Annotated in this window: 20 protein-coding genes, 1 tRNA gene and 1 riboswitch; of the genes, 14 read left to right on the top strand and 7 right to left on the bottom strand. The window is 66.4% G+C overall.

The features are described from left to right. Positions 1–28: 28 nt before the first annotated feature. A complete protein-coding gene (locus H2052_RS02210; RefSeq protein WP_293777478.1) occupies positions 29–925 on the top strand; it encodes a LysR family transcriptional regulator in 897 nt (298 codons plus the stop codon). Here the strand turns inward: H2052_RS02210 and H2052_RS02215 are convergent. Genes H2052_RS02215 through H2052_RS02230 form a run of 4 tightly spaced genes read right to left on the bottom strand, consistent with a single transcriptional unit; the run spans position 877 to position 5,184 of the window. Continuing rightward, a complete protein-coding gene (locus H2052_RS02215; protein WP_293777481.1) occupies positions 877–1,578 on the bottom strand; it encodes an ABC transporter ATP-binding protein in 702 nt (233 codons plus the stop codon). The genes H2052_RS02210 and H2052_RS02215 overlap by 49 nt on opposite strands. Then, complete coding sequence (locus H2052_RS02220; protein WP_293777482.1) at positions 1,575–2,543, bottom strand: iron ABC transporter permease; 969 nt, start codon at positions 2,541–2,543, stop codon at positions 1,575–1,577. Before H2052_RS02220 ends, H2052_RS02215 begins: the two co-directional genes overlap by 4 nt. After that, complete coding sequence (locus tag H2052_RS02225) at positions 2,540–3,325, bottom strand: ABC transporter substrate-binding protein (RefSeq protein ID WP_293777485.1); 786 nt, start codon at positions 3,323–3,325, stop codon at positions 2,540–2,542. The genes H2052_RS02220 and H2052_RS02225 overlap by 4 nt, the downstream gene beginning before the upstream one ends. Then, on the bottom strand, positions 3,313–5,184 hold the full coding sequence (locus H2052_RS02230; RefSeq protein ID WP_293777488.1) for a TonB-dependent receptor: 1,872 nt from the start codon (positions 5,182–5,184) through the stop codon (positions 3,313–3,315). The genes H2052_RS02225 and H2052_RS02230 overlap by 13 nt, the downstream gene beginning before the upstream one ends. A gap of 76 nt (positions 5,185–5,260) precedes the next feature. Next, positions 5,261–5,459, bottom strand: a riboswitch (cobalamin riboswitch). A 102-nt stretch (positions 5,460–5,561) separates the two neighbouring features. On the opposite strand from H2052_RS02230, the gene rpmE reads away from it, so the two are divergent. From rpmE to H2052_RS02245, 3 genes are all read left to right on the top strand, one after another. Further along, positions 5,562–5,792 carry a 50S ribosomal protein L31 gene (gene rpmE, locus H2052_RS02235; protein ID WP_293777490.1) on the top strand — a complete coding sequence of 77 codons (231 nt, stop codon included), beginning with the start codon at positions 5,562–5,564 and terminating at the stop codon, positions 5,790–5,792. A gap of 38 nt (positions 5,793–5,830) precedes the next feature. After that, entirely contained in the window at positions 5,831–6,244 is a 414-nt protein-coding gene (locus H2052_RS02240) for a VOC family protein (protein ID WP_293777492.1), read from the top strand. A 68-nt stretch (positions 6,245–6,312) separates the two neighbouring features. After that, entirely contained in the window at positions 6,313–7,287 is a 975-nt protein-coding gene (locus H2052_RS02245; protein ID WP_293777493.1) for an NADPH:quinone oxidoreductase family protein, read from the top strand. Here the strand turns inward: H2052_RS02245 and H2052_RS02250 are convergent. Beyond that, complete coding sequence (locus H2052_RS02250) at positions 7,274–7,666, bottom strand: OsmC family protein (protein WP_293777947.1); 393 nt, start codon at positions 7,664–7,666, stop codon at positions 7,274–7,276. The genes H2052_RS02245 and H2052_RS02250 overlap by 14 nt on opposite strands. Positions 7,667–7,737: 71 nt before the next feature. After that, the gene (locus tag H2052_RS02255; protein ID WP_293777495.1) at positions 7,738–8,598 is read right to left on the bottom strand and encodes a pirin family protein; all 861 of its coding nucleotides are present in this window, start codon (positions 8,596–8,598) and stop codon (positions 7,738–7,740) included. 155 nt (positions 8,599–8,753) lie between these two features. Here H2052_RS02255 and H2052_RS02260 point away from each other — a divergent pair, with 155 nt between their 5' ends. Then, a complete protein-coding gene (locus H2052_RS02260) occupies positions 8,754–9,299 on the top strand; it encodes a TIGR00645 family protein (RefSeq protein ID WP_293777497.1) in 546 nt (181 codons plus the stop codon). A gap of 16 nt (positions 9,300–9,315) precedes the next feature. Here H2052_RS02260 and H2052_RS02265 read toward each other — a convergent pair. Further along, positions 9,316–9,405 (bottom strand) — tRNA-Ser (locus H2052_RS02265). A gap of 78 nt (positions 9,406–9,483) precedes the next feature. On the opposite strand from H2052_RS02265, the gene H2052_RS02270 reads away from it, so the two are divergent. From H2052_RS02270 to H2052_RS02310, 9 genes are all read left to right on the top strand, one after another. Then, positions 9,484–10,557 carry a lytic transglycosylase domain-containing protein gene (locus H2052_RS02270; RefSeq protein ID WP_293777499.1) on the top strand — a complete coding sequence of 358 codons (1,074 nt, stop codon included), beginning with the start codon at positions 9,484–9,486 and terminating at the stop codon, positions 10,555–10,557. A 73-nt stretch (positions 10,558–10,630) separates the two neighbouring features. Beyond that, entirely contained in the window at positions 10,631–11,383 is a 753-nt protein-coding gene (locus H2052_RS02275) for a septal ring lytic transglycosylase RlpA family protein (protein WP_293777501.1), read from the top strand. Between the two features lie 22 nt (positions 11,384–11,405). Beyond that, positions 11,406–12,224 (top strand): M55 family metallopeptidase, encoded by an 819-nt coding sequence (locus H2052_RS02280; protein WP_293777503.1) that lies wholly within the window; start codon positions 11,406–11,408, stop codon positions 12,222–12,224. A 140-nt stretch (positions 12,225–12,364) separates the two neighbouring features. Continuing rightward, positions 12,365–13,489, top strand: coding sequence for a D-alanyl-D-alanine carboxypeptidase family protein (locus H2052_RS02285; RefSeq protein ID WP_293777950.1), 1,125 nt, complete (start codon positions 12,365–12,367; stop codon positions 13,487–13,489). Positions 13,490–13,495: 6 nt separating this feature from the next. Continuing rightward, positions 13,496–14,107 carry a dTMP kinase gene (gene tmk / locus H2052_RS02290; RefSeq protein ID WP_293777505.1) on the top strand — a complete coding sequence of 204 codons (612 nt, stop codon included), beginning with the start codon at positions 13,496–13,498 and terminating at the stop codon, positions 14,105–14,107. Then, entirely contained in the window at positions 14,104–15,030 is a 927-nt protein-coding gene (locus tag H2052_RS02295) for a DNA polymerase III subunit delta' (RefSeq protein ID WP_293777507.1), read from the top strand. Before tmk ends, H2052_RS02295 begins: the two co-directional genes overlap by 4 nt. A gap of 18 nt (positions 15,031–15,048) precedes the next feature. After that, positions 15,049–16,608: a methionine--tRNA ligase gene (gene metG, locus H2052_RS02300; protein ID WP_293777509.1), complete on the top strand. Its 1,560-nt coding sequence runs from the start codon at positions 15,049–15,051 to the stop codon at positions 16,606–16,608. After that, positions 16,598–17,371, top strand: a complete 774-nt coding sequence (locus H2052_RS02305) for a TatD family hydrolase (RefSeq protein ID WP_293777511.1) — start codon at positions 16,598–16,600, stop codon at positions 17,369–17,371. The genes metG and H2052_RS02305 overlap by 11 nt, the downstream gene beginning before the upstream one ends. Then, positions 17,368–18,132 carry an MBL fold metallo-hydrolase gene (locus H2052_RS02310; RefSeq protein WP_293777513.1) on the top strand — a complete coding sequence of 255 codons (765 nt, stop codon included), beginning with the start codon at positions 17,368–17,370 and terminating at the stop codon, positions 18,130–18,132. The genes H2052_RS02305 and H2052_RS02310 overlap by 4 nt, the downstream gene beginning before the upstream one ends. Positions 18,133–18,134: the final 2 nt, after the last annotated feature.

An 18,134-nucleotide genomic window follows, 5' to 3' on the forward strand; every position in this document is an offset into this window, starting at 1 on the left:
CGCTGTCGGTTTCGCATAGATAGCATCTATGATTGACGGCTATCTCCTGCGCTACTTCCTCGCGATCGTTGAAACGGGCAGTTTCACGGCGGCTGCGGCTCGCGTGAACGTCACGCAGCCGACGCTTTCCGCTGGCGTCGCCAAGCTGGAACGAGAGCTTGGTGTTTCGCTGTTCCTGCGCTCCGCCCGGCGCGTGGAACTGACCGAGGCGGGCGCCCGCTTTCTCCAGCGCGCGCGCAACATCATGCAGGAATACAACGCCGCGCTCGGCGAGATCGGCGAGCCAGCCCGCCGCCGCGCGCTGCGCCTCGGGCTGCTGCACACCGTTCCCGCCAGCATCGGCGAGCGGCTGGTGCGCGATTGGCAATCCATCGACGGCGCCAATGGCCTGGAGATCGTCGAGGGCAGCGATGCCGAACTCGTCACCCGCCTCGATCAGGGCCGCGTCGACATGGCGCTGACACTGATGCGCACGGGCACGGAGAAATATGCGCCGGTCGTGGTGGGGGAGGAGCCTTACCTGCTGATGATGCCCGAAGGCCATCCGCTTGCAGGACAGGATCCGGTGCCGTCTGACGCGCTGCACAGCACGCCGATGGTCGTCCGCCGCCGCTGCGAGGTGCTGAGCGAGGTCAGCCGGCATTTCACCGGCCACGGGGTCCGTCCGCCACTGGCCTACCGCACAGTGCAGGAGGAGCGGGCGCTCGCCATGGTCGCCGCCGGGCTCGGTGTTACCGTGATGCCGGCGTCCTATGTGGCGCCCGGCGTTGTCCAGCGGCGCCTGTCGGGCTTCGACCGCACGCGCACGCTCGCCGTGCTGCAAAGCCCTGTCGCGATGGCGCTGAGAAGCGATGTAGCGCGGATGACGTCACTCGTTCAGGAAGCGCTCCGCCGCCAGCCCGTGCCGTCGCGCGCGATCCCGTAAACCTCGGCAAGGTTCGCCTCGGCCAGCACCACGCCGGGTGGACCGTCCGCAACGATCCGCCCGCCCGCCATCAGCACGCAGCGGTCGCAGTGCGCCTGGGCGAGCGTCAGATTGTGGAACGATGCCAGCACGCCCGCACCCCACGCCGCCTCCGCACGCAGCAGCGCCAGCACGTCCAGTTCGTGCCCCGGATCGAGGTTCGCCGTAGGCTCGTCGAGCAACAGCCAGTCCGCCGCGCCAGCCAGCACGCGCGCCAGCAGCACGCGCGCGCGCTCACCAGTCGAAAGCGTATCGACGCGTCGCTCGGCGAACGCCGACATGCCGACCCGTGCCAGCGTTTCCGCCACGCGGTCCGCATCCACGCCCGAAAGCGCGACGATATCATCCGCGCGCATCGGCCAGTCCACGCGCCGCCCGGCAGGCATGTAGGCGATCCGCCGTGCCCGTTCGGATGACGTCATGACGTCAAGCGCCGTCCCGCCCACGGTAATGCTACCGTCTCCGGCGGTCAGCCCCGCAAGCGCGCGCAGCAGCGTCGTCTTGCCCGACCCGTTCGGCCCGATCAGCCCGACGATCTCGCCGGGGGCCACGGCAATATTGATTGCGCCCGACAAAAACGGCCGCACGATCCCGCTGCCGACAAGCCCGCTCATGACGGCACCCCGCGCCGTGACAGGATCAGCCAAAGGAAGAACGGCGCCCCCAGCAACGCGGTGACGACCCCGATCGGCAGCGTTTTGCCGTTCAGCGGGAAGCGCGTGACGATGTCCGCTGCCACCAGCAGCGCCGCCCCTGCGATGGCGCTTGGCAACAGCGCGGGGCCGGGACGGTTCCGTACAAGCGGCCGCACCAGATGCGGAACGATCAGGCCGACAAAGCCGATGATCCCCGCCACCGCCACCGCCCCGCCCACCGCAATCGCGCTGCCGCCGACGATCCGCCAGTGCATCGCGCGCACGTCGTGGCCCAGCGTCGCCGCAACGTCCTCGCCGAGCGCTAACGCATCGAGCCCGCGCGCGGCGGAGAGCACGAGCAGGCTTCCGGCAAGCATGGCGGGAAGGCCGACGCTCAGGTGGCCGAGATTGCGGTCGGCGAACGAGCCGAGCAGCCAGAACATGATGTCGTAAAATGCGAAGGGCGAGGGCGCGAGCGCGAGCGCGAGGTTCATCATGGCCCCGCCGAGCGCGGAGATCGCAACGCCGGCAAGGATCAAGGTCGCCGACGAGGCGCCGCGCCCGGCCAGCGCCAGCAGCAGGACGAGCGCGATCAGCGCCCCCGCGATGCCGCCGCCGGCCATCGCGAGTGTGCCTGAAAGCCCAAGGAAATAAGCGGCCACCACCGCGCCGAGCGCCGCGCCCGCCGAGGTGCCGAGAATGTCCGGCGAGGCGAGGGGATTCCGCAGCAAGCCCTGAAGTGCCGCGCCGCAGAGCCCGAGCGCGCCGCCCGCCGCCGCTGCGAGCACCAGCCGCGGCAGGCGAAGCTCGAAGATCAGCATGTGTGCGAGCGCCGGATCGCGCTTGAAAAGATCAATGATCGGCACATCGCCCACCAGCAGCGATGCCGCCGTCACGACAGCCAGCACGCCGCCGAGGATCAGGCAAAGGCGCCGTACGCTCATGGCCGGGTCTCCTTGCGCAGGCGGGCGACGTCTGCCGCCGCGAGCGGCCCTGGGCAAGACCAGAGCCGTCCGTCGACATGCGCGGGCCTGCGCCCCGATAGCCGTGTCGCGGTTCCGAGCCAGTCCAGCGGCAGCGAGAATTGATCGGCGCGGTAGCGGCTGAGGATAAGGAGCGGGGGCGGCGCGGCCACCAGCCCCTCCAGCGTGACGCGGCTCGATGGCATCGCCATCTGCCGAATACCCGCATGGGCAAGCAGTTCGGCGGCAATCGAATGAACATCGGGCGTGAGGCCGCCCGCCACGATCATCAGCGCATCGCGCGCCTTGCCCGGAGCCGCGCCGAGTTTTGCGTCCATCCAGCCGATCAGCGCCGCGCCGCGCGCCGGTTGGCCGAGAGCGGCGGCGACCGTCCGGACATTGTTCCGAAGCTCGGCCAGCGTCAGCGGCGGCGGTACGTCGATCACGCGCGCCCCCGTCCGCTCGGCAAGCTCGCGGGCGAAGCGATTCACGGGGCCGCCCGTGATGACGAGGTCGGGCTTCAGATGCGCGACCGAGCTGAACCGTCCATCGTTGCTGTGCAGGCCATGCGCCTTGGGTGCGAGCGGTGTTTCGCGCGCATCATGTCCAAGGAAGGAAATCGAAACGAGCTGTCCAGGCTCGGCGAGGAGCAGAACCAGTTCATCCGTACAAAGCCCGAGCGAAGCCACGCGCGCGGGCCCTGCTGCCTCCGCCGCCGTGGCGACGAAGGCAAGCAGACCGAGAAGGGCGATCAGCCGCCCCATTTTACACGGATACCGCCGAATGCGGAGATGCCCTGCGTCCGGTATCCGAAGGCGTCTTCATAGGTGGCATCGAACAGGTTTTCGATGCGCCCCGTCAACTCGAAGTCACCCCCCAACTTCACACGGCCCGAGAGCGTGGCCAGCACATAGTCCTTCAAGGTCACCACACGCGCCGGAAAGCTGTCGAAATCCGTGTCCTTCCGGTTGCCCACATAGTTCGCCGCAAACGTCACGGAGGCTGCACCCAGATCAGCGGTCGCCAGCAAGCTGCCGCTGTGGCGCGGGCGGCGCGCTTCGCGAACACGCGCGGTCCCGGCGACCTGCGCTTCCTTCGTGTCCAGCCACGTATAGCTGGCGCCGAGCGTCAGCCAGTCGAGCGGTTTGGAGTCGAACGACGCTTCGATGCCCTTGCGCTTGCTCTTGCCAGTCGCGTTGGCGACGCTGGAGAGGAAGGTCGAGGAATCGTAGGTGCCGATGACCTCGTTCTCGAGATCGGCCTGGAACCACGTCACGTCCGCCGAAAAGGCGCCCGTGCGATAGCCGACCCCCGCGTCCCAGCCAATCGAGCGTTCCGGCGTCAGATCGGGGTTGCCGACGAAACTGCCTGGGAAGAAGCCGAACATTTCGGTGAAGGTCGGATCGGTCACGCCCTTGCCCGCGCTCGCGTGCACGGTGAAGCCGTTCTCCAGCGTATAGCGGCCGTTCGCGCGCCACGTCGTCGCGTCCTTGAACGCATCGTTCTCGTCGCGGCGGACGCTGGCGCCAAGCGTTAGGCCGCCGGCGCTCAGGCCATAATCGAGCACGAAGCTGGTCCGGTCACGCGAGACGCGCTGGTTGGTGCCGCCGAAATAGGCGGCATCATCGGCGACAAAACGCTGTGTGCGATATTCGATCGCGCCGGTCACCCGGTGCCGGACGGCTTCGCTGCCGAAGTCGATGCCGGTCTGGTAGCCGGTTTCGAACACCTCTGCGTCGGTGCGGTTCAGGAAGCTGTCGCCATTGCGGTTGATATTGTCCGTGGTCACGAAGTTGCCGAACAGTTCGTGCCGCCAGCGCCCGTCCAACGTCTCCACGCGCCCGAAGCCGCGCAGCGCGGTCGAGCGGATGCGCGTCGCATGGAGGGTGTCGTCGCGCACGAAAAAGGCGTTGTAGCCGTCGAACTCGCTCAGCGAATTGGTGTGGCGCACAACAAGCCCAAGCTCACCGTTCTCGGTCGGCCTTACCGAGGCTTTCGCGGAGAGCATCAGCGATTCATAGCCGTCGCGCTCCTTGATGCCGCCGCCGAAACTGTCGGTGCCCTTGGTGTCGTACCAGCTCGACTGCACGACAAGACCGCCGCGCTCGCTGCCGATGCCGGCGCCGCCCGCCGCGTGAAGCGTGCCGAACGAGCCATACTCTGCGCTGCCGAAGATGCGCGTACCGTCCGAAGGCTCCGCCGTGGTGACGGAAACGACACCGCCGATCGCTTCGGAGCCCCAAAGTGCCGATTGCGGCCCGCGCAGCACCTCGGCGCGTGTGATTCCGTCGGAGCCGAGCGTTTCCCAGCGGAACTCGCCGGAGGTCGCGGGGTCATTCATGGCGATGCCGTCGATGAAAACGAGCGTGTGGTTGGCTTCCGCGCCGCGAACACGCACCTGCGTTTGGGCGCCGGTCGGGCCGGAACGGGCGACGGAAACGCCGGGCGACAGGCGGAGAATATCGACCAGCTGCGGCACCGCCACAGCCTCGATCGTCGCGCCGTCAATCACGGTCAGCGCGCCGCCCGTGTCGCCATATGCAATGGGTTCGCGCGCGGCGGAAACGACCAGTGTGCCGTCATCGACAATGGCCGCGGCGGAAAGAAGAAATACAGCAATCATAATAACCTCCATGACTATGTTTACACATCGTCACAGCGGGCATGACTGCTCGCACGCGATCGGCTGGACCCGGCCGGGCGTGGACGACAGACATGGCAGGTTTCCTGACTCGCGGGTCATCGCCTTGCATGTCGCCTTCCCGGTCCCGCCCTTCGGCGCGTCCAGTGGCATTTCGACATGCAGGCTATCCGCCTACAGTTGCGGGCACAGCGCCGGTTTTTGACCGGCTTCCCTTTTATCCCCGTTGCCGGGGCACCACGTCACGAGGCGGCCATAAGCCCTTGTCGCATGGCTTGCAAGTCTGCGCGGCGTCGGCTATTGGCCCCGCTTTCCTGGCGGCTGGTCGGAAACCAGTCGCTGACGATGGAGCATAAGACGTGAAGCAGAACATCCACCCCGACTATCACGCCATCACGGTGCAGATGACCGACGGGACGACCTATCAGACGCGTTCGACGTGGGGTAAGGAGGGCGACACGCTCCTCCTCGAAATCGACCCGACGACGCACCCGGCATGGACCGGCGGCAACTCGAAGATGCTCGACACCGGCGGCCGCGTCGCGCGCTTCAACAAGCGCTTCGGCGGGCTCACGCTCGGCAAGAAGTAAGCCCGGTACGGCGGCGGCTCCTGCAGGGACGCGCCGCCGTGAACGGCCTCATTCATCACATCGACCTGAACGCGAGCGATCTCGCGGCCTCGAAGCGCGTCTATGGGCTGCTGCTCGGTGCGCTCGGCTACACGTGCGTGCGCGACGATGGGGAGTGCGAATGGGATATCCGCACGCCGCAGGGCTTCGCCTCGATCGGGCTGCGGCAGGCGCGGCTATTGGCACCCGCGCACGAACGCTATGCCCCCGGCATCCATCATCTTGCATGGTCGGTCGATAGCCGGGCAGAGGTGGACCGCATCCACGTCTTGCTCCGCGATGCGGGGACGCGCATTCTGGAGGCGCCCGCGCTCTATCCCGAATATTCGGCTGATTATTACGCGGTGTTCTTCGAAGACCCCGACGGTATCAAGCTCGAGGTGCTGAACGCGCCGAGCTTCTCACAACGCTGAAACCATTTCGAACTTCCCTCGCGCCGGCCTCCGGGGCAAGCCGTCAAAAGCCGAAGGGAGGGAGCGGGATGAAGGCGTGGGTCTGCCATCAACTGAGCAACGACCGTTCAGGTTTGCGGTTCGAAGTTGCGTGGCCTGACGCGCCGCCTCCCGCGCCGGGTGAGGTGCGCGTTGCGCTGTCCGCGGCGGCGCTCAATTTCCCCGATCTCCTGATGCTGGCCGGCGGATATCAGTTCAAACCGGCACTTCCGTTCGTCCCGGGCATCGAAGCTGTCGGCATCGTCACCGATACGGGCGCTGGCGTCGATAAAACGCGGGTGGGGCAACGTGTTGTCGTCGGGGCGCGTTCCGGGTGTCTTGCCGAAGCGATCACGCTCGGCGCGGAAAGCGTGCGTCTCGCGCCCAATGGATGCTCGGATGCGGAAGCGGCATCATACGCGGTCGGCGCGCTCACCGCATGGGTCGGACTCGTGGAGCGCGGACGGCTCGTCAGCGGCGAGACGCTGTTGGTGACAGGCGGGGGCGGCGGCATGGGGCTTGCGGCGATCACGATGGGGAGGGCGCTCGGCGCGCATGTGGTCGCCGCCGCGTCCGATGAACGGAAATGCGCAGCCGCTCGCGCTGCGGGCGCCGATGAAACTCTCGTGATTGACCGCGCCGCGCCCGACTTTTCGGCGCTGAAGGACCGCGTCGATGTCGTTTTCGATCCGGTCGGCGGCGTGTTGTTCGCGTCCGCGGTGCGGACGCTGCGCTGGAACGGGCGTTACCTGCTGATCGGCTTCGCGGGCGGTATCCCGCAGCCGTTCGCGCTCAATGCCGCGCTCATCAAGGGGATCGAGATCGTCGGCGTCCGCGCCGGTGAGTTCGGGCGCCGCGATCCGGCGGGCGGCGTGCGGGTCCGCGCGGAGATCGACGCCCTCGTCGCGTCGGGGGGCTACCGTCCATCCATCGGCATGGAGGTACCGCTTGAGCGCGCCGACGAAGCGTTCGCTGCGATGGCGACAGGAAAGCTGATCGGCAAGGCCGTGGTCAGGATCCGCTGAGCGTCGTTTCGACCGGTACGCCGTTCTTGATCGCGAGCGTCACCGGCGTGCGCTCGGCGATATCCGCGAGCCGCGCGCGCTGCTCTGCGGAAAGGTTGCCGGTCAGCGTCAGCACGCGCTCGATCCGCGCGGTATCGCCGTCCTTCAGGTGTCGCATCGCGACCTCGGCGCTTTCGAGCGGCCAGTCCTTGCGCTTCGCGTACATGCGGAGCGTGATCGCCGTGCACGACCCGAGCGCAGCGAGCAGAAGCTGGAACGGCGCCGGTCCCGCATCCTTGCCGCCCATCTTTTCGGGCTCGTCGGACACGAACGTATGATGCCCGGCACGCACATCGACCTTGTAGTCGTCCGTGCCGATGTCGGCGGTGACGCGCGCAATCATGATTTCGGCCATGTCGCCTCCTGAAGCGGGAAAAGGGAGGCAGACGGTGCGCGCCTGCCTCCCTTCCACTATGCCGCAGCCATCCGGCCGAAGCGACCGCTGTTGAAGTCGTCGATTGCGGTGCGGATCTCCGCCTCGCTGTTCATTACGAACGGGCCGTAGCCGACGATCGGCTCATCGATCGGTTCGCCGGTGAGCACGAGCAGCGTGGTTTCGGCCTCCGCCGTGAACCGCGCGGAGGTTCCCGTCCGGCTCAGCTCAAGCACCTCGGCGCTTGCCGCATCCTCGCCGTTCACGAGCACCCTGCCCGACAGCACGACGACGAGTGTCGTGTGGCCTTCGGGCAGGTCGAGCGTGACGTCGGCGCCATCATCCAGCCGCACGTCCCAGACGTTGACAGGGGTGAAGGTCCGCGCCGGGCCGGTCTTGCCGGCGAGCGTGCCTGCGATGATCCGCGCCTTGCCGCCGTCGAGGTCGACGACCGGAATGTCCGCGTCGACGATCGACTGGTAGCCGGGCGCCGCCATCTTGTCCTTTGCGGGGAGGTTGACCCACAGCTGGACCACACGGAACGGCCCGCCCGCGCGCGTGAAGCCCTTCGAGTGAAACTCCTCGTGGAGCACGCCGCCGGCCGCCGTCATCCACTGCACGTCGCCGGGACCGATGATGCCGCCGTTCCCGGCGGAATCTCTGTGCTCAACCTCGCCGTCGTAGACGATGGTGACCGTCTCGAAGCCGCGGTGCGGGTGCGTTCCCACGCCGCGCGGGCTTTCGGCAGGCTCGAACACATGTGGGCCGGCGTAATCGAGCAGCAGGAACGGGCTGATCGCGCTGCCCTGCGCGTGGTAGGAGATCAGCGAGCGCACCGGAAAGCCGTCGCCCACCCAGTGGCGCTGTTCGTTGGTGTGGCGCGTTGTGATCGTCTTCATGTCTCATGCTCCTGTGTGCGGAGAGGCAAACCTTCCGCCATCGCGTTCCCATGTAGGAACGCGGAAGCAGGCGGGGAGGGGCCGCGCTTGCAACCCTGGGTTTCCCGCAGCGGAACGGTCTTGGAGAATCGCCGCGTCCTTTGTAGGCCGCTTGCATGTCCGAACCCGAATCCGGCGCGTCGTCGCCTCTCCGCCCACTTCCGCTCCTCATCTTCAGCTCGCGCTGGCTGCAGCTCCCGCTCTACCTCGGCCTTATCGTCGCGCAGGGTGTTTATGTGTTCCTGTTCCTCAAGGAACTCCGGCACCTCGTTCTGCACAGTTGGGAATTCACCGAGCAGCAGATCATGCTCGTCGTGCTCGGCCTCATCGACGTGGTGATGATCTCGAACCTGCTCGTGATGGTCATTGTCGGCGGTTATGAGACGTTCGTGTCGCGTCTCGGCCTGAAGGGGCACCCGGATCAGCCGGAATGGCTGAGCCACGTGAACGCGGGGGTGCTCAAGGTGAAGCTGGCGATGGCGATCATCGGCATCTCGTCGATCCACCTGCTGCGCACCTTCATCGAGGCGAGCAACATTGGCATGCCGAACGCGCGCATCACCGAAGCCGGCGTGCTGTGGCAAACGATCATCCACACCGTTTTCATCATCTCGGCGATCGGCATCGCCTGGGTGGACCGGATGACACAGCAAAAGCACTGAGCTTCGCGCGAGATATTGGCGGACAGGGTGGGATTCGAACCCACGGTACGGTTGCCCGCACGGCGGTTTTCAAGACCGCTGCCTTAAACCACTCGGCCACCTGTCCGCTGCGGGCGTCTCATCGCCTATTGGGATTGTGGTTTCAAGCATGTAGGTTGGGCTGCCCGGCTGAAGGAGAGAAATCTTGATCCTGCGCTTTGCGGCAATTGCGCTGGCCCTGCTCGCCCCGGCGGCGTCATCGGCCCAGACGCCGGCGGATGCGGTGACCGCCGCGGAAGCGCCGCCCGAACCTTCCACGGAGATGCGTTTCCAGACGTGGTTGGCTGATTTTCGCGCCCGCGCGGCGGGGGAGGGGATCAGCGCCGGAACGCTTTCGAGCGCGCTCGATCGCCTCACCTACAGCCCGCGCGTCGTGGAACTGGACCGCGCGCAACCCGACGACAGCCGTCCGCAGAGCGTGCCACTATTCAGCGATTACCTCGCCGCGCGGCTCGTCCCGGCGCGCATCGACCCCGGCAAGCGCCTTGCCGCCGAGCTGGACCCCACGCTCCGCGCCGTCCAGGCCCGTTACGGCGTGCCGCCCGAAATCATGCTCGGCATCTGGGGCATGGAGACGAGCTACGGCGGCTACACAGGCAATTTCGATCTCGTCCGCTCGCTCGCCAGCCTCGCGTTCGATGGCCGCCGCGAAGCGCTCTTCACGCGCGAACTGATCGCTGCGCTGCGCATGATCGACAGCGGCGTGCCGCGCAGCCGCCTGGTCGGCTCGTGGGCGGGCGCCACCGGAAACCCCCAGTTCCTGCCGTCGTCGTACCTGACGCACGCCGTCGACTTTGACGGAGACGGCACTGCCGACATCTGGCAGAGCCGGGCCGACACGGCCGCTTCCATCGCCAATTATCTGAAGAACAACGGCTGGGTGACGGGCGGCGACTGGGCGATGCGCGTGTCCGTGCCCGCCGCGCTGGACCGGATGCGCGTCATCAACACGATCGAACCCAAAAGCTGCACGCGCGTGCTCGCGAAGCACAGCCGTTGGATCCCGGTGAAGGAATGGCGGGAACTCGGACTGCAGCCACAGGACGGCCGCACCTGGCCCGCCGACGATACGCTCGCGACGCTCGTCGAGCCCGACGGCCCCGGCAAGGGGGCATACCTCGCCTACGGCAACTTCCGCGCACTCCTCGCCTACAATTGCTCGAACTTCTATGCGCTCTCGGTGGGGCTGCTCGCGGACCAGCTGCGCAGCGGAGGCTGACGCTGCGACTTGACTAAGCCGCCGTTCGGTGATTCCAGTTCCTCTACCATATGTTCGGCGGGGAGGGGGCTTCATGGCCAGTGTTGTGCGGTTCCGGTCTGGCCTTGTACCGATCCTGCTGCTGCCGCTGCTCGCCGCGTGCGCCGGGAGCGTGCAGGCGCCCAGGAGCGCGGGCACCTACAAGGTTGGCAATCCTTATCAGATCGCAGGCAAGTGGTATTACCCATCCGACGATCCGCACTATCAGGAAACCGGCACCGCCTCGTGGTACGGCCCGACGTTCCACGGCAAGTCCACCGCGAACGGTGAGCGCTTCGACGAGAACGACGTCACCGCCGCGCATCGCACGCTGCCAATGCCGAGCTATGTGGAGGTCACGAACCTCGAAAACGGCCGCAAGCTCGTGGTGCGCGTCAACGACCGCGGGCCGTTCGCGAAGGACCGCATCATCGATCTGTCGCGCCGTTCCGCGCAGCTTCTCGGCGTCGAGCAGGCGGGCACGGCGCGCGTGCATGTGAAGCGCATCTATCCGAAGGGCCAACTGCCGGCGGTGGTCGCGGCCGCTCCACCGCCGCCGGTCACAATCGTGCCTGTCGGCGACATCTTCGTGCAGGTCGCCGCGCTTTCCGATCGCGGCCGTGCTTCTAGCCTTGCCGCGGAACTCAGCCGCTTCGGCGTCAGCAATATCAGCTCCACCGGCACGGGCTTCTACCGCGTCCGCGTCGGGCCCTTCGCTGACGAGACGAGCGCGGCAGCGGTGCTGGCGCAGCTTCAGGCGGCGGGCTATGCGGAAGCGCGCGTCGTCGGATCGAAGCCGACGGCCTGAGTTTCAAAGGAACGGACAACCCATGCGGCTCTTCATTTCCGCCGACATCGAAGGCGTGGCTGGAATCGTCTCGCGCGATCAGGCGGGGCCGGAAGGCTTCGAATATGCCGCCGCGCGGGAGTTGATGACGAACGAGGTGCTCGCCGTCGTGCGCGGCGCGCAGGCGGCGGGAGTCACCGAATGCGTCGTCTGCGATTCGCACGGCAACGGGCTTTCGATCCTTGCGGACCGGATGCCGCCGGGCACATGGCTCGTCCGCTCGTGGCCGCGCCCGCTCATGATGATGCAGGGGATCGAGGTTGGCGACTATATCGGCGCGATGCTCATCGGTTATCACGCCGGCGCGGCGGACAGTGCCGGCACAATGGCGCACACCATGTCGAGCCGCGGCATCCGCAGCGTGAAGCTGAATGGCCGCGAAGCTGACGAGGCCTTCATCAGTGCCGCGACCGCAGGCCAGTTCGGCGTCCCGCTGCTGATGATTTCGGGCGACGATGTGTTCGTCGAAAAGAACGGCCCCGCGCTCGGCCCTGTCGAGCAGGTTGTCACGAAGCGCTCCCTTGGGATGTTCTCGGGCATGTCGCCGTCTCCCGAAACGGTCTGCGCCGCGCTCGAAGCCGCCGCATCGCGCGCGGTCGCTGCGCGGCAGAAGGCGCCGCTCGTGAAGCAGGACGGTCCCATCGAGGTGGAACTGACACTGGTCGATCGGCTCGCCGTCGAGGTGCTCGACTTCCTGCCGATGTTCCGCCGCCTCGGCGCGAACACGATCGGCTTCCGCGCGGACGACATGGCGGCGCTGAGCCGGGCGTTCGCGTTCCTGCTGTTCTTCAAGTTGTCGTAGTCCGCCTGGCTCCGCGCTGGCGAAGCCCCCGGGCGCGGGCTATAGCTGCGTGAGACTCGTGCGGGTGTCCGATCCCGCCGAAGCCGAATCTAAAGGAGTGAATTCAAGCGATGCGTCTTGCCGCGCCGATCTCGGCCCTCATGCTGGCTTTCGCCGTCCCCGCCGCCGCCAACTACCAGAGCCTCGCGCCCTTCGCGTACCTGAAGGACATGAGCACCGGCGCCGTGCTCTTTGCGCAGGCCGCCGATCAGCAGATGCCGCCGGCTTCGATGGCGAAGATGATGACGACGCACGTCGCCTTCGACCTCGTGAAGCAGGGCAAGCTGAAGCTCGACCAGAAGTTCCGCGTGCGCGCGGAAACATGGGAAAAGTGGCACGGGCCGAAGGCGGGCTCCACGATGTTCCTGTCGGTCGATCAGGAGGTTTCGGTCGAGGATCTCTTGCACGGCATCGTCACGCTTTCAGGGAACGACGCCTGCGTGGTGCTTGCCGAGGGAATTTCGGGCACGGAAGAAGCCTTCGCCGATCTGATGAACGCCGAAGCAAAAAAGCTCGGCCTCAAGGGCTCGCACTTCACCAATTCGAACGGCTGGCCGGACGACCGCCAGGTGGTGACACCCCACGACCTCGCGATCATCGCCGAGCGGACGATCAAGGACTATCCGGACCTCTACAAGAAGTTTTACGCGGTCGACAGCTTCACCTGGGGCCAGACGATGGGCGGCGCACCGATCACGCAGCCGAACCGCAACCCCATTCTCGGCAAGGTGCGCGGCGCCGACGGGCTGAAGACCGGCCACACCGAGGCGGCGGGCTACGGCTTCACCGGCTCGGCCGAGCAGGACGGGCGCCGCCTCGTCATGGTCGTCTCGGGCCTCACCTCGTGGGACGAGCGCGTCAAGGAATCGATCCGCCTGATGGAATGGGGCTTCGGCGCGTGGGATGCGAAGCCGATCCTCGCAAACGGCAAGGTGGCGCTCCGTGCGCCCGTGTTCCTTGGCGACGCGCCGGATGTGGGCATCACCGCAGCGCCAGGCACGCGCGTTTCCACGCCGAAAGCGATCGTGACAGGTCTCAATGCGAAGATTGTCTATGATGGCCCGATCGAAGCACCGATCGCCAAGGGGCAGAAGATTGCCGAACTCGTGCTCACCGTGCCCGGCCTCGCCGAGCAGCGTGTGCCGCTGGTCGCCGCCGAGGCGGTGGAAAAGGCCGGGCCGTTCGGTCGCATGATGGCGGCGTTCAGGCACGTGTTCGGCGGCTGAGGCCGCGTGGGCGGGCGCTTCATCAGCTTCGAAGGCGGGGAGGGCAGCGGCAAGAGCACCCAGCTCCGCCGCCTCGCCGCGCGTCTCTCCGCGCAGGACGTTACCGTCATCACCACGCGCGAGCCCGGCGGCACGCCCGGCGCGGAGGATATCCGTCAGCTGCTTGTCGAAGGCGAGCCGGGGCGCTGGGACGGACGCGTGGAGGCGCTGCTCGTGAACGCCGCCCGCGCCGATCATGTTGCACGCCTCATCCGTCCCGCGCTCGCCGAGGGCAAATGGGTGCTCTGCGACCGCTATGTGCACTCGACGCTCGCCTATCAGGGCGCGGCGCGCGGGCTTGATGAGGCCGAACTGCGGCAGCTTCACGCGTTCGCGACCGGCGACCTCTGGCCCGATCTCACTATCGTGCTCGATGTCGACCCCGCACTCGGGCTCGCCCGTGCCGCCGGGCGGGCGGGGGGCGAGGCTCGCTTCGAGGGTGAGCCGCCCGCCTTCCACAAGGCCGTGCGCGATCGTTTCCTCTCCTTCCCCGAGGTTACCGTGATTCCGAGCGACGCGTCCGTGGATGACGTCACCGGCGCGGTATGGTCCGTGGTCGCGGAGCGTTTCGGCCTGTGAGCGGTATCATCGGGCATCAGGCGCAGCAGGAGATGTTCCGCGCGGCGTGGGATCGGGGCAAGGTGCACCATGCGTGGCTGCTCACAGGTCCGCCCGGCATCGGCAAGGCGAGCGTGGCACAGGCGCTTGCCCGCTTCGTGCTCACCGACGGCAAGGGGGCGCCGCACCCCGCGCTCGCGCTCATCGAGGCTGGCAGCCATCCAGATCTCAGAATTCTCCAGCGCGGCCTCAACGATCGCGGCGCGCTTCGCGCCGAGATTGTCGTCGAGCAAATCCGCGATCTGCAGTCGCTGTTCCAGTCCAAGCCCGGTCTTGGCGGCTGGCGTGTCGTAGTCGTCGATGCTGCCGACGAGATGAATCGCAGCGCTGCCAATGCTTTCCTCAAGAATCTTGAAGAGCCGCCGCAAAAAACACTGTTCCTTCTCGTCAGCCACAGCCCGGTACGACTGTTGCCGACGATCCGCTCGCGCTGCCGCACGCTCCGCTTCCAGCCGCTCGCCGATGCCGATGTGCGTGCGGTGCTCACCCGCGAACTCGATGACAGCAGCGCGGCGGAGGTCGAGGCGCTGGTGCCGCTCGCGGAAGGCTCGCCGGGCCGTGCGTTGCGCTTCGCCGGGCTCGATGTCGGCAAGCTCACCGAGGCGCTTGCCGGGCTCGCGAAGGGGGAGGGCGATGCGATGGCGCTGGCGAAGTCGCTCGCCGGCAAGACCGCGCAGGCGCGCTACGAGGCGTTCGTCGAGCTGGTCCCCGCCTTCATCGCCGGCGCGGCGCGCGGGCGCACGGGCGCATCGCTTGCACGCGCGCTCCAGCTGTGGGAGAAGGCCCACGCCCTCGCCGCCGAGGCCGTGCCGCTTGCTTACGATCCGCAGGTTGTCGCGTTCGAACTGGCGGGATACGTGGGCGAACTCGATAACCCCCGGTAGCAAAGCAAGCGCCCCCGCATGAGTGCCAAGCGGAAATTCTACATCACGACCGCCATCTCGTATCCGAACGGCCGCCCGCACATGGGCCACGCCTACGAGGATATCGCGACCGACGTCATCGCGCGTTATCATCGGCTCGCCGGTGACGACGTGTTCTTCATGACCGGCACCGACGAGCATGGTCTCAAGATCGCTCAGGCGGCCCGAAACGCGGACACTGATCCGCGCACATTCGTCAATGGAATGGTTCAGCATTTCAAGGATATGTGCGCGACTCTCAACATCAGTCATGATCGCTTCATCCGCACCACGGAGCCGGCGCACTATGCGTGCGTTCAGGAGCTGTGGCGGCGCATGGAAGCGAACGGTGATATCTATCTCGGCCGCTACGAAGGCTGGTACTCGGTTCGCGACGAGGCCTATTACGACGAGAGCGAGCTGGTGCCGGGCGAAGGCGGCGCAAAGCTCTCTCCGCAGGGCACGCCCGTCGAATGGACAGTCGAGGAGAGCTATTTCTTCCGTCTCTCGAAGTACCAGCAGCCGCTGCTCGACCTCTACGAGCAGAATCCGGACTTCATTCAGCCCGCAACGCGCCGCAACGAGATGCTGCAGTTCGTCCGCGGCGGGCTCAGCGATCTCTCCGTGTCGCGCACCAGTTTCGATTGGGGCATTCCGGTGCCCGATGCCCCCGGTCACGTCATGTACGTGTGGCTTGATGCGCTCAGCAACTATCTCACCGGCGCGGGCTATCCCGATGCGTCCTATACGAAATGGTGGCCCGCGGACGTCCACATCATCGGCAAGGACGTGGTTCGCTTCCACACCGTCTACTGGCCCGCGTTCCTGATGTCCGCAGGCGTCGAACTGCCGCGCAAGGTGTTCGGCCACGGCTTCGTGCTCAACAAGGGCGAAAAGATGTCGAAGTCGCTCGGCAACGTCGTCGAGCCGCTTGCGATGGCGGAGGAATACGGCGTCGATCAACTCCGCTACTTCCTCATCCGCGACGTACCCTTCGGGCAGGACGGCAGCTACAGCCACGAGGCGATCGTCACGCGCACGAACGCTGACCTCGCGAACAGCTTCGGCAATCTCGCGCAGCGGACTTTATCACAGATTTTCAAGAATCTGGATGGCGTTCTTCCTGTATCGCTCGATCAGAATGAAGCAGATAGGGCATTACTCGCCGCCGTCGATGCTGGCTGCAAGGGCCTTGCCGCTGCGTTCGAAACGTTCGACCTGTCGCGCGGTGTCGAAACCTGGCTGCACGCCGTCTTCGCCTGCAACGCCTATATCGACGCGCAGGAGCCGTGGAAGCTGAAGAAGACGGACCCGGAGCGCATGAAAATCGTGCTCGGCACGCTGTTCGGTGCGATCCATGATCTCGCTGTCGCGATCTCGCCGGTGATTCCGGCATCGGCCGCGAAACTGCTCGATCAGATGGGCGTGCCTGCAGTCGACCGCGATTTCGCGAGCCTCGGTAGCGATTGGTATGCGCGTCTCGCCGCGTCCGGTTTCCGCCTTGAAGCCCCGCAGGGCGTCTTCCCGCGCTATGTCGATGCGGAACCCGATGCCGGTTGATAGCCACTGCCACCTGAATTACCCCGGCCTCGTAGAGGATCAGGCCGGCGTCATCGCGCGCGCCCGCGAGGCCGGTGTCTCCGCAATGCTGGCCATCTCGACGCGCAGCAGCGAATGGGATGACGTCATCCGCATTGCCGAAGGCACGTCCGATATCTGGGCAAGCGTCGGCGTTCACCCGCACGAGGCGGACAGCGAGGATATCGAGAAAACACGCCTCGTCGCAGCGACGCAGCACCCGCGCGTCGTCGGCATCGGCGAAACCGGGCTCGATTATTACTACGACAAGAGCGACCGCGAGCGTCAGCGAGAGAGCTTCCGCCGCCACATCGCCGCCGCGCGCGAAACCGGCCTGCCGGTCATCGTTCACACGCGCGACGCCGAAGCCGATACGCTGGAGATCATGGAGAGCGAGCTGGGGAAGGGGGCATACCCCGCCGTCATCCACTGCTTCACCGCCAGCCCGGCGTTCGGCCGCAAGATGCTCGAGCTCGGCTTCTACATCTCCATATCCGGTATCGTCACGTTCAAGAATGCCGCCGATCTTGCTGAATTCGCAAAGGAAATCCCGGAAGATCGGCTCCTCGTGGAAACCGACGCTCCGTTCCTCGCGCCTGTGCCGAAGCGCGGCAAGACCTGCGAGCCCGCGTTCGTGACGCACACCACCGCCTTCCTCGCCGAGAAGCGCGGCGTCCGTTACGGAGACCTCGACCGGGCGACGAGCGAAAACTTCTACCGACTGTTCGCGAAGGCGCGCGCGTGAAGGTCACCGTCCTTGGAAGCGGCACGTCGAGCGGCGTGCCCCGCATCGGCAACGACTGGGGCGCCTGCGATCCGAATGAGCCGAAGAACCGCCGTCGCCGCGTCTCCGTGATGGTCGAGGCCGAGGGCCATGTCATCATCATGGACACGAGCCCGGATCTTCGCGAACAGCTCCTCAGCGCGAACGTTTCGCGCATCGACGCCGTGCTCTACACGCACGATCATGCCGATCATGCCCATGGCATCGATGACTTGCGCCAGATCTTTCATATCATGCGCAAACCCGTCGACTGCTATGCGACGGCGGACACGTGGCGGGTCCTCAAGGCGCGCTTCGACTATATATTCTCGGGCGGGCTCGGCTATCCGCCGAGCTGCGTGGCGCACGAGCTTGGCGCCAAGTTCACCGTCGGCCCGATGACGGTGACGCCGTTCGAGCAGGTGCACGGCCCCATCCGTTCCACCGGCTTTCGCGTCGATCACGCCGGTCACTCAATGGCCTATTCGACCGACATCAGCGACCTGACGCTCTCCGCCGACAATGCCATCAAGGGCGTTGACCTGTGGATCGTTGATGCGCTCCGCCGCAAGCCGCACCCCACGCACAGCCATCTCGATCGCACATTGTCGTGGATCGCGCGCCTGCGCCCACGCCGCGCAATTCTCACGCACATGGACAATTCCATGGATTATGCAAATCTTGCCAAGAGCTTGCCGGCGGGCGTTGAGCCTGGATATGATATGCTGACGGTGGAGCTTTAGGC

Origin of the sequence: Sphingosinicella sp., from assembly GCF_013911755.1 — a bacterium.
Lineage (GTDB): Bacteria > Pseudomonadota > Alphaproteobacteria > Sphingomonadales > Sphingomonadaceae > Sphingosinicella.

Bases quoted from the DNA above. Each gene is read 5' to 3' on its own strand.
- H2052_RS02225 (WP_293777485.1), bottom strand. From the start codon at position 3,325: ATGGGGCGGCTGATCGCCCTTCTCGGTCTGCTTGCCTTCGTCGCCACG.
- H2052_RS02210 (WP_293777478.1), top strand. From the start codon at position 29: ATGATTGACGGCTATCTCCTGCGCTACTTCCTCGCGATCGTTGAAACG.
- H2052_RS02245 (WP_293777493.1), top strand. From the start codon at position 6,313: ATGAAGGCGTGGGTCTGCCATCAACTGAGCAACGACCGTTCAGGTTTG.
- H2052_RS02275 (WP_293777501.1), top strand. From the start codon at position 10,631: ATGGCCAGTGTTGTGCGGTTCCGGTCTGGCCTTGTACCGATCCTGCTG.
- H2052_RS02280 (WP_293777503.1), top strand. From the start codon at position 11,406: ATGCGGCTCTTCATTTCCGCCGACATCGAAGGCGTGGCTGGAATCGTC.
- metG (WP_293777509.1), top strand. From the start codon at position 15,049: ATGAGTGCCAAGCGGAAATTCTACATCACGACCGCCATCTCGTATCCG.
- H2052_RS02305 (WP_293777511.1), top strand. From the start codon at position 16,598: ATGCCGGTTGATAGCCACTGCCACCTGAATTACCCCGGCCTCGTAGAG.
- H2052_RS02260 (WP_293777497.1), top strand. From the start codon at position 8,754: ATGTCCGAACCCGAATCCGGCGCGTCGTCGCCTCTCCGCCCACTTCCG.
- H2052_RS02220 (WP_293777482.1), bottom strand. From the start codon at position 2,543: ATGAGCGTACGGCGCCTTTGCCTGATCCTCGGCGGCGTGCTGGCTGTC.
- H2052_RS02215 (WP_293777481.1), bottom strand. From the start codon at position 1,578: ATGAGCGGGCTTGTCGGCAGCGGGATCGTGCGGCCGTTTTTGTCGGGC.
- H2052_RS02255 (WP_293777495.1), bottom strand. From the start codon at position 8,598: ATGAAGACGATCACAACGCGCCACACCAACGAACAGCGCCACTGGGTG.
- H2052_RS02230 (WP_293777488.1), bottom strand. From the start codon at position 5,184: ATGATTGCTGTATTTCTTCTTTCCGCCGCGGCCATTGTCGATGACGGC.
- H2052_RS02285 (WP_293777950.1), top strand. From the start codon at position 12,365: ATGCTGGCTTTCGCCGTCCCCGCCGCCGCCAACTACCAGAGCCTCGCG.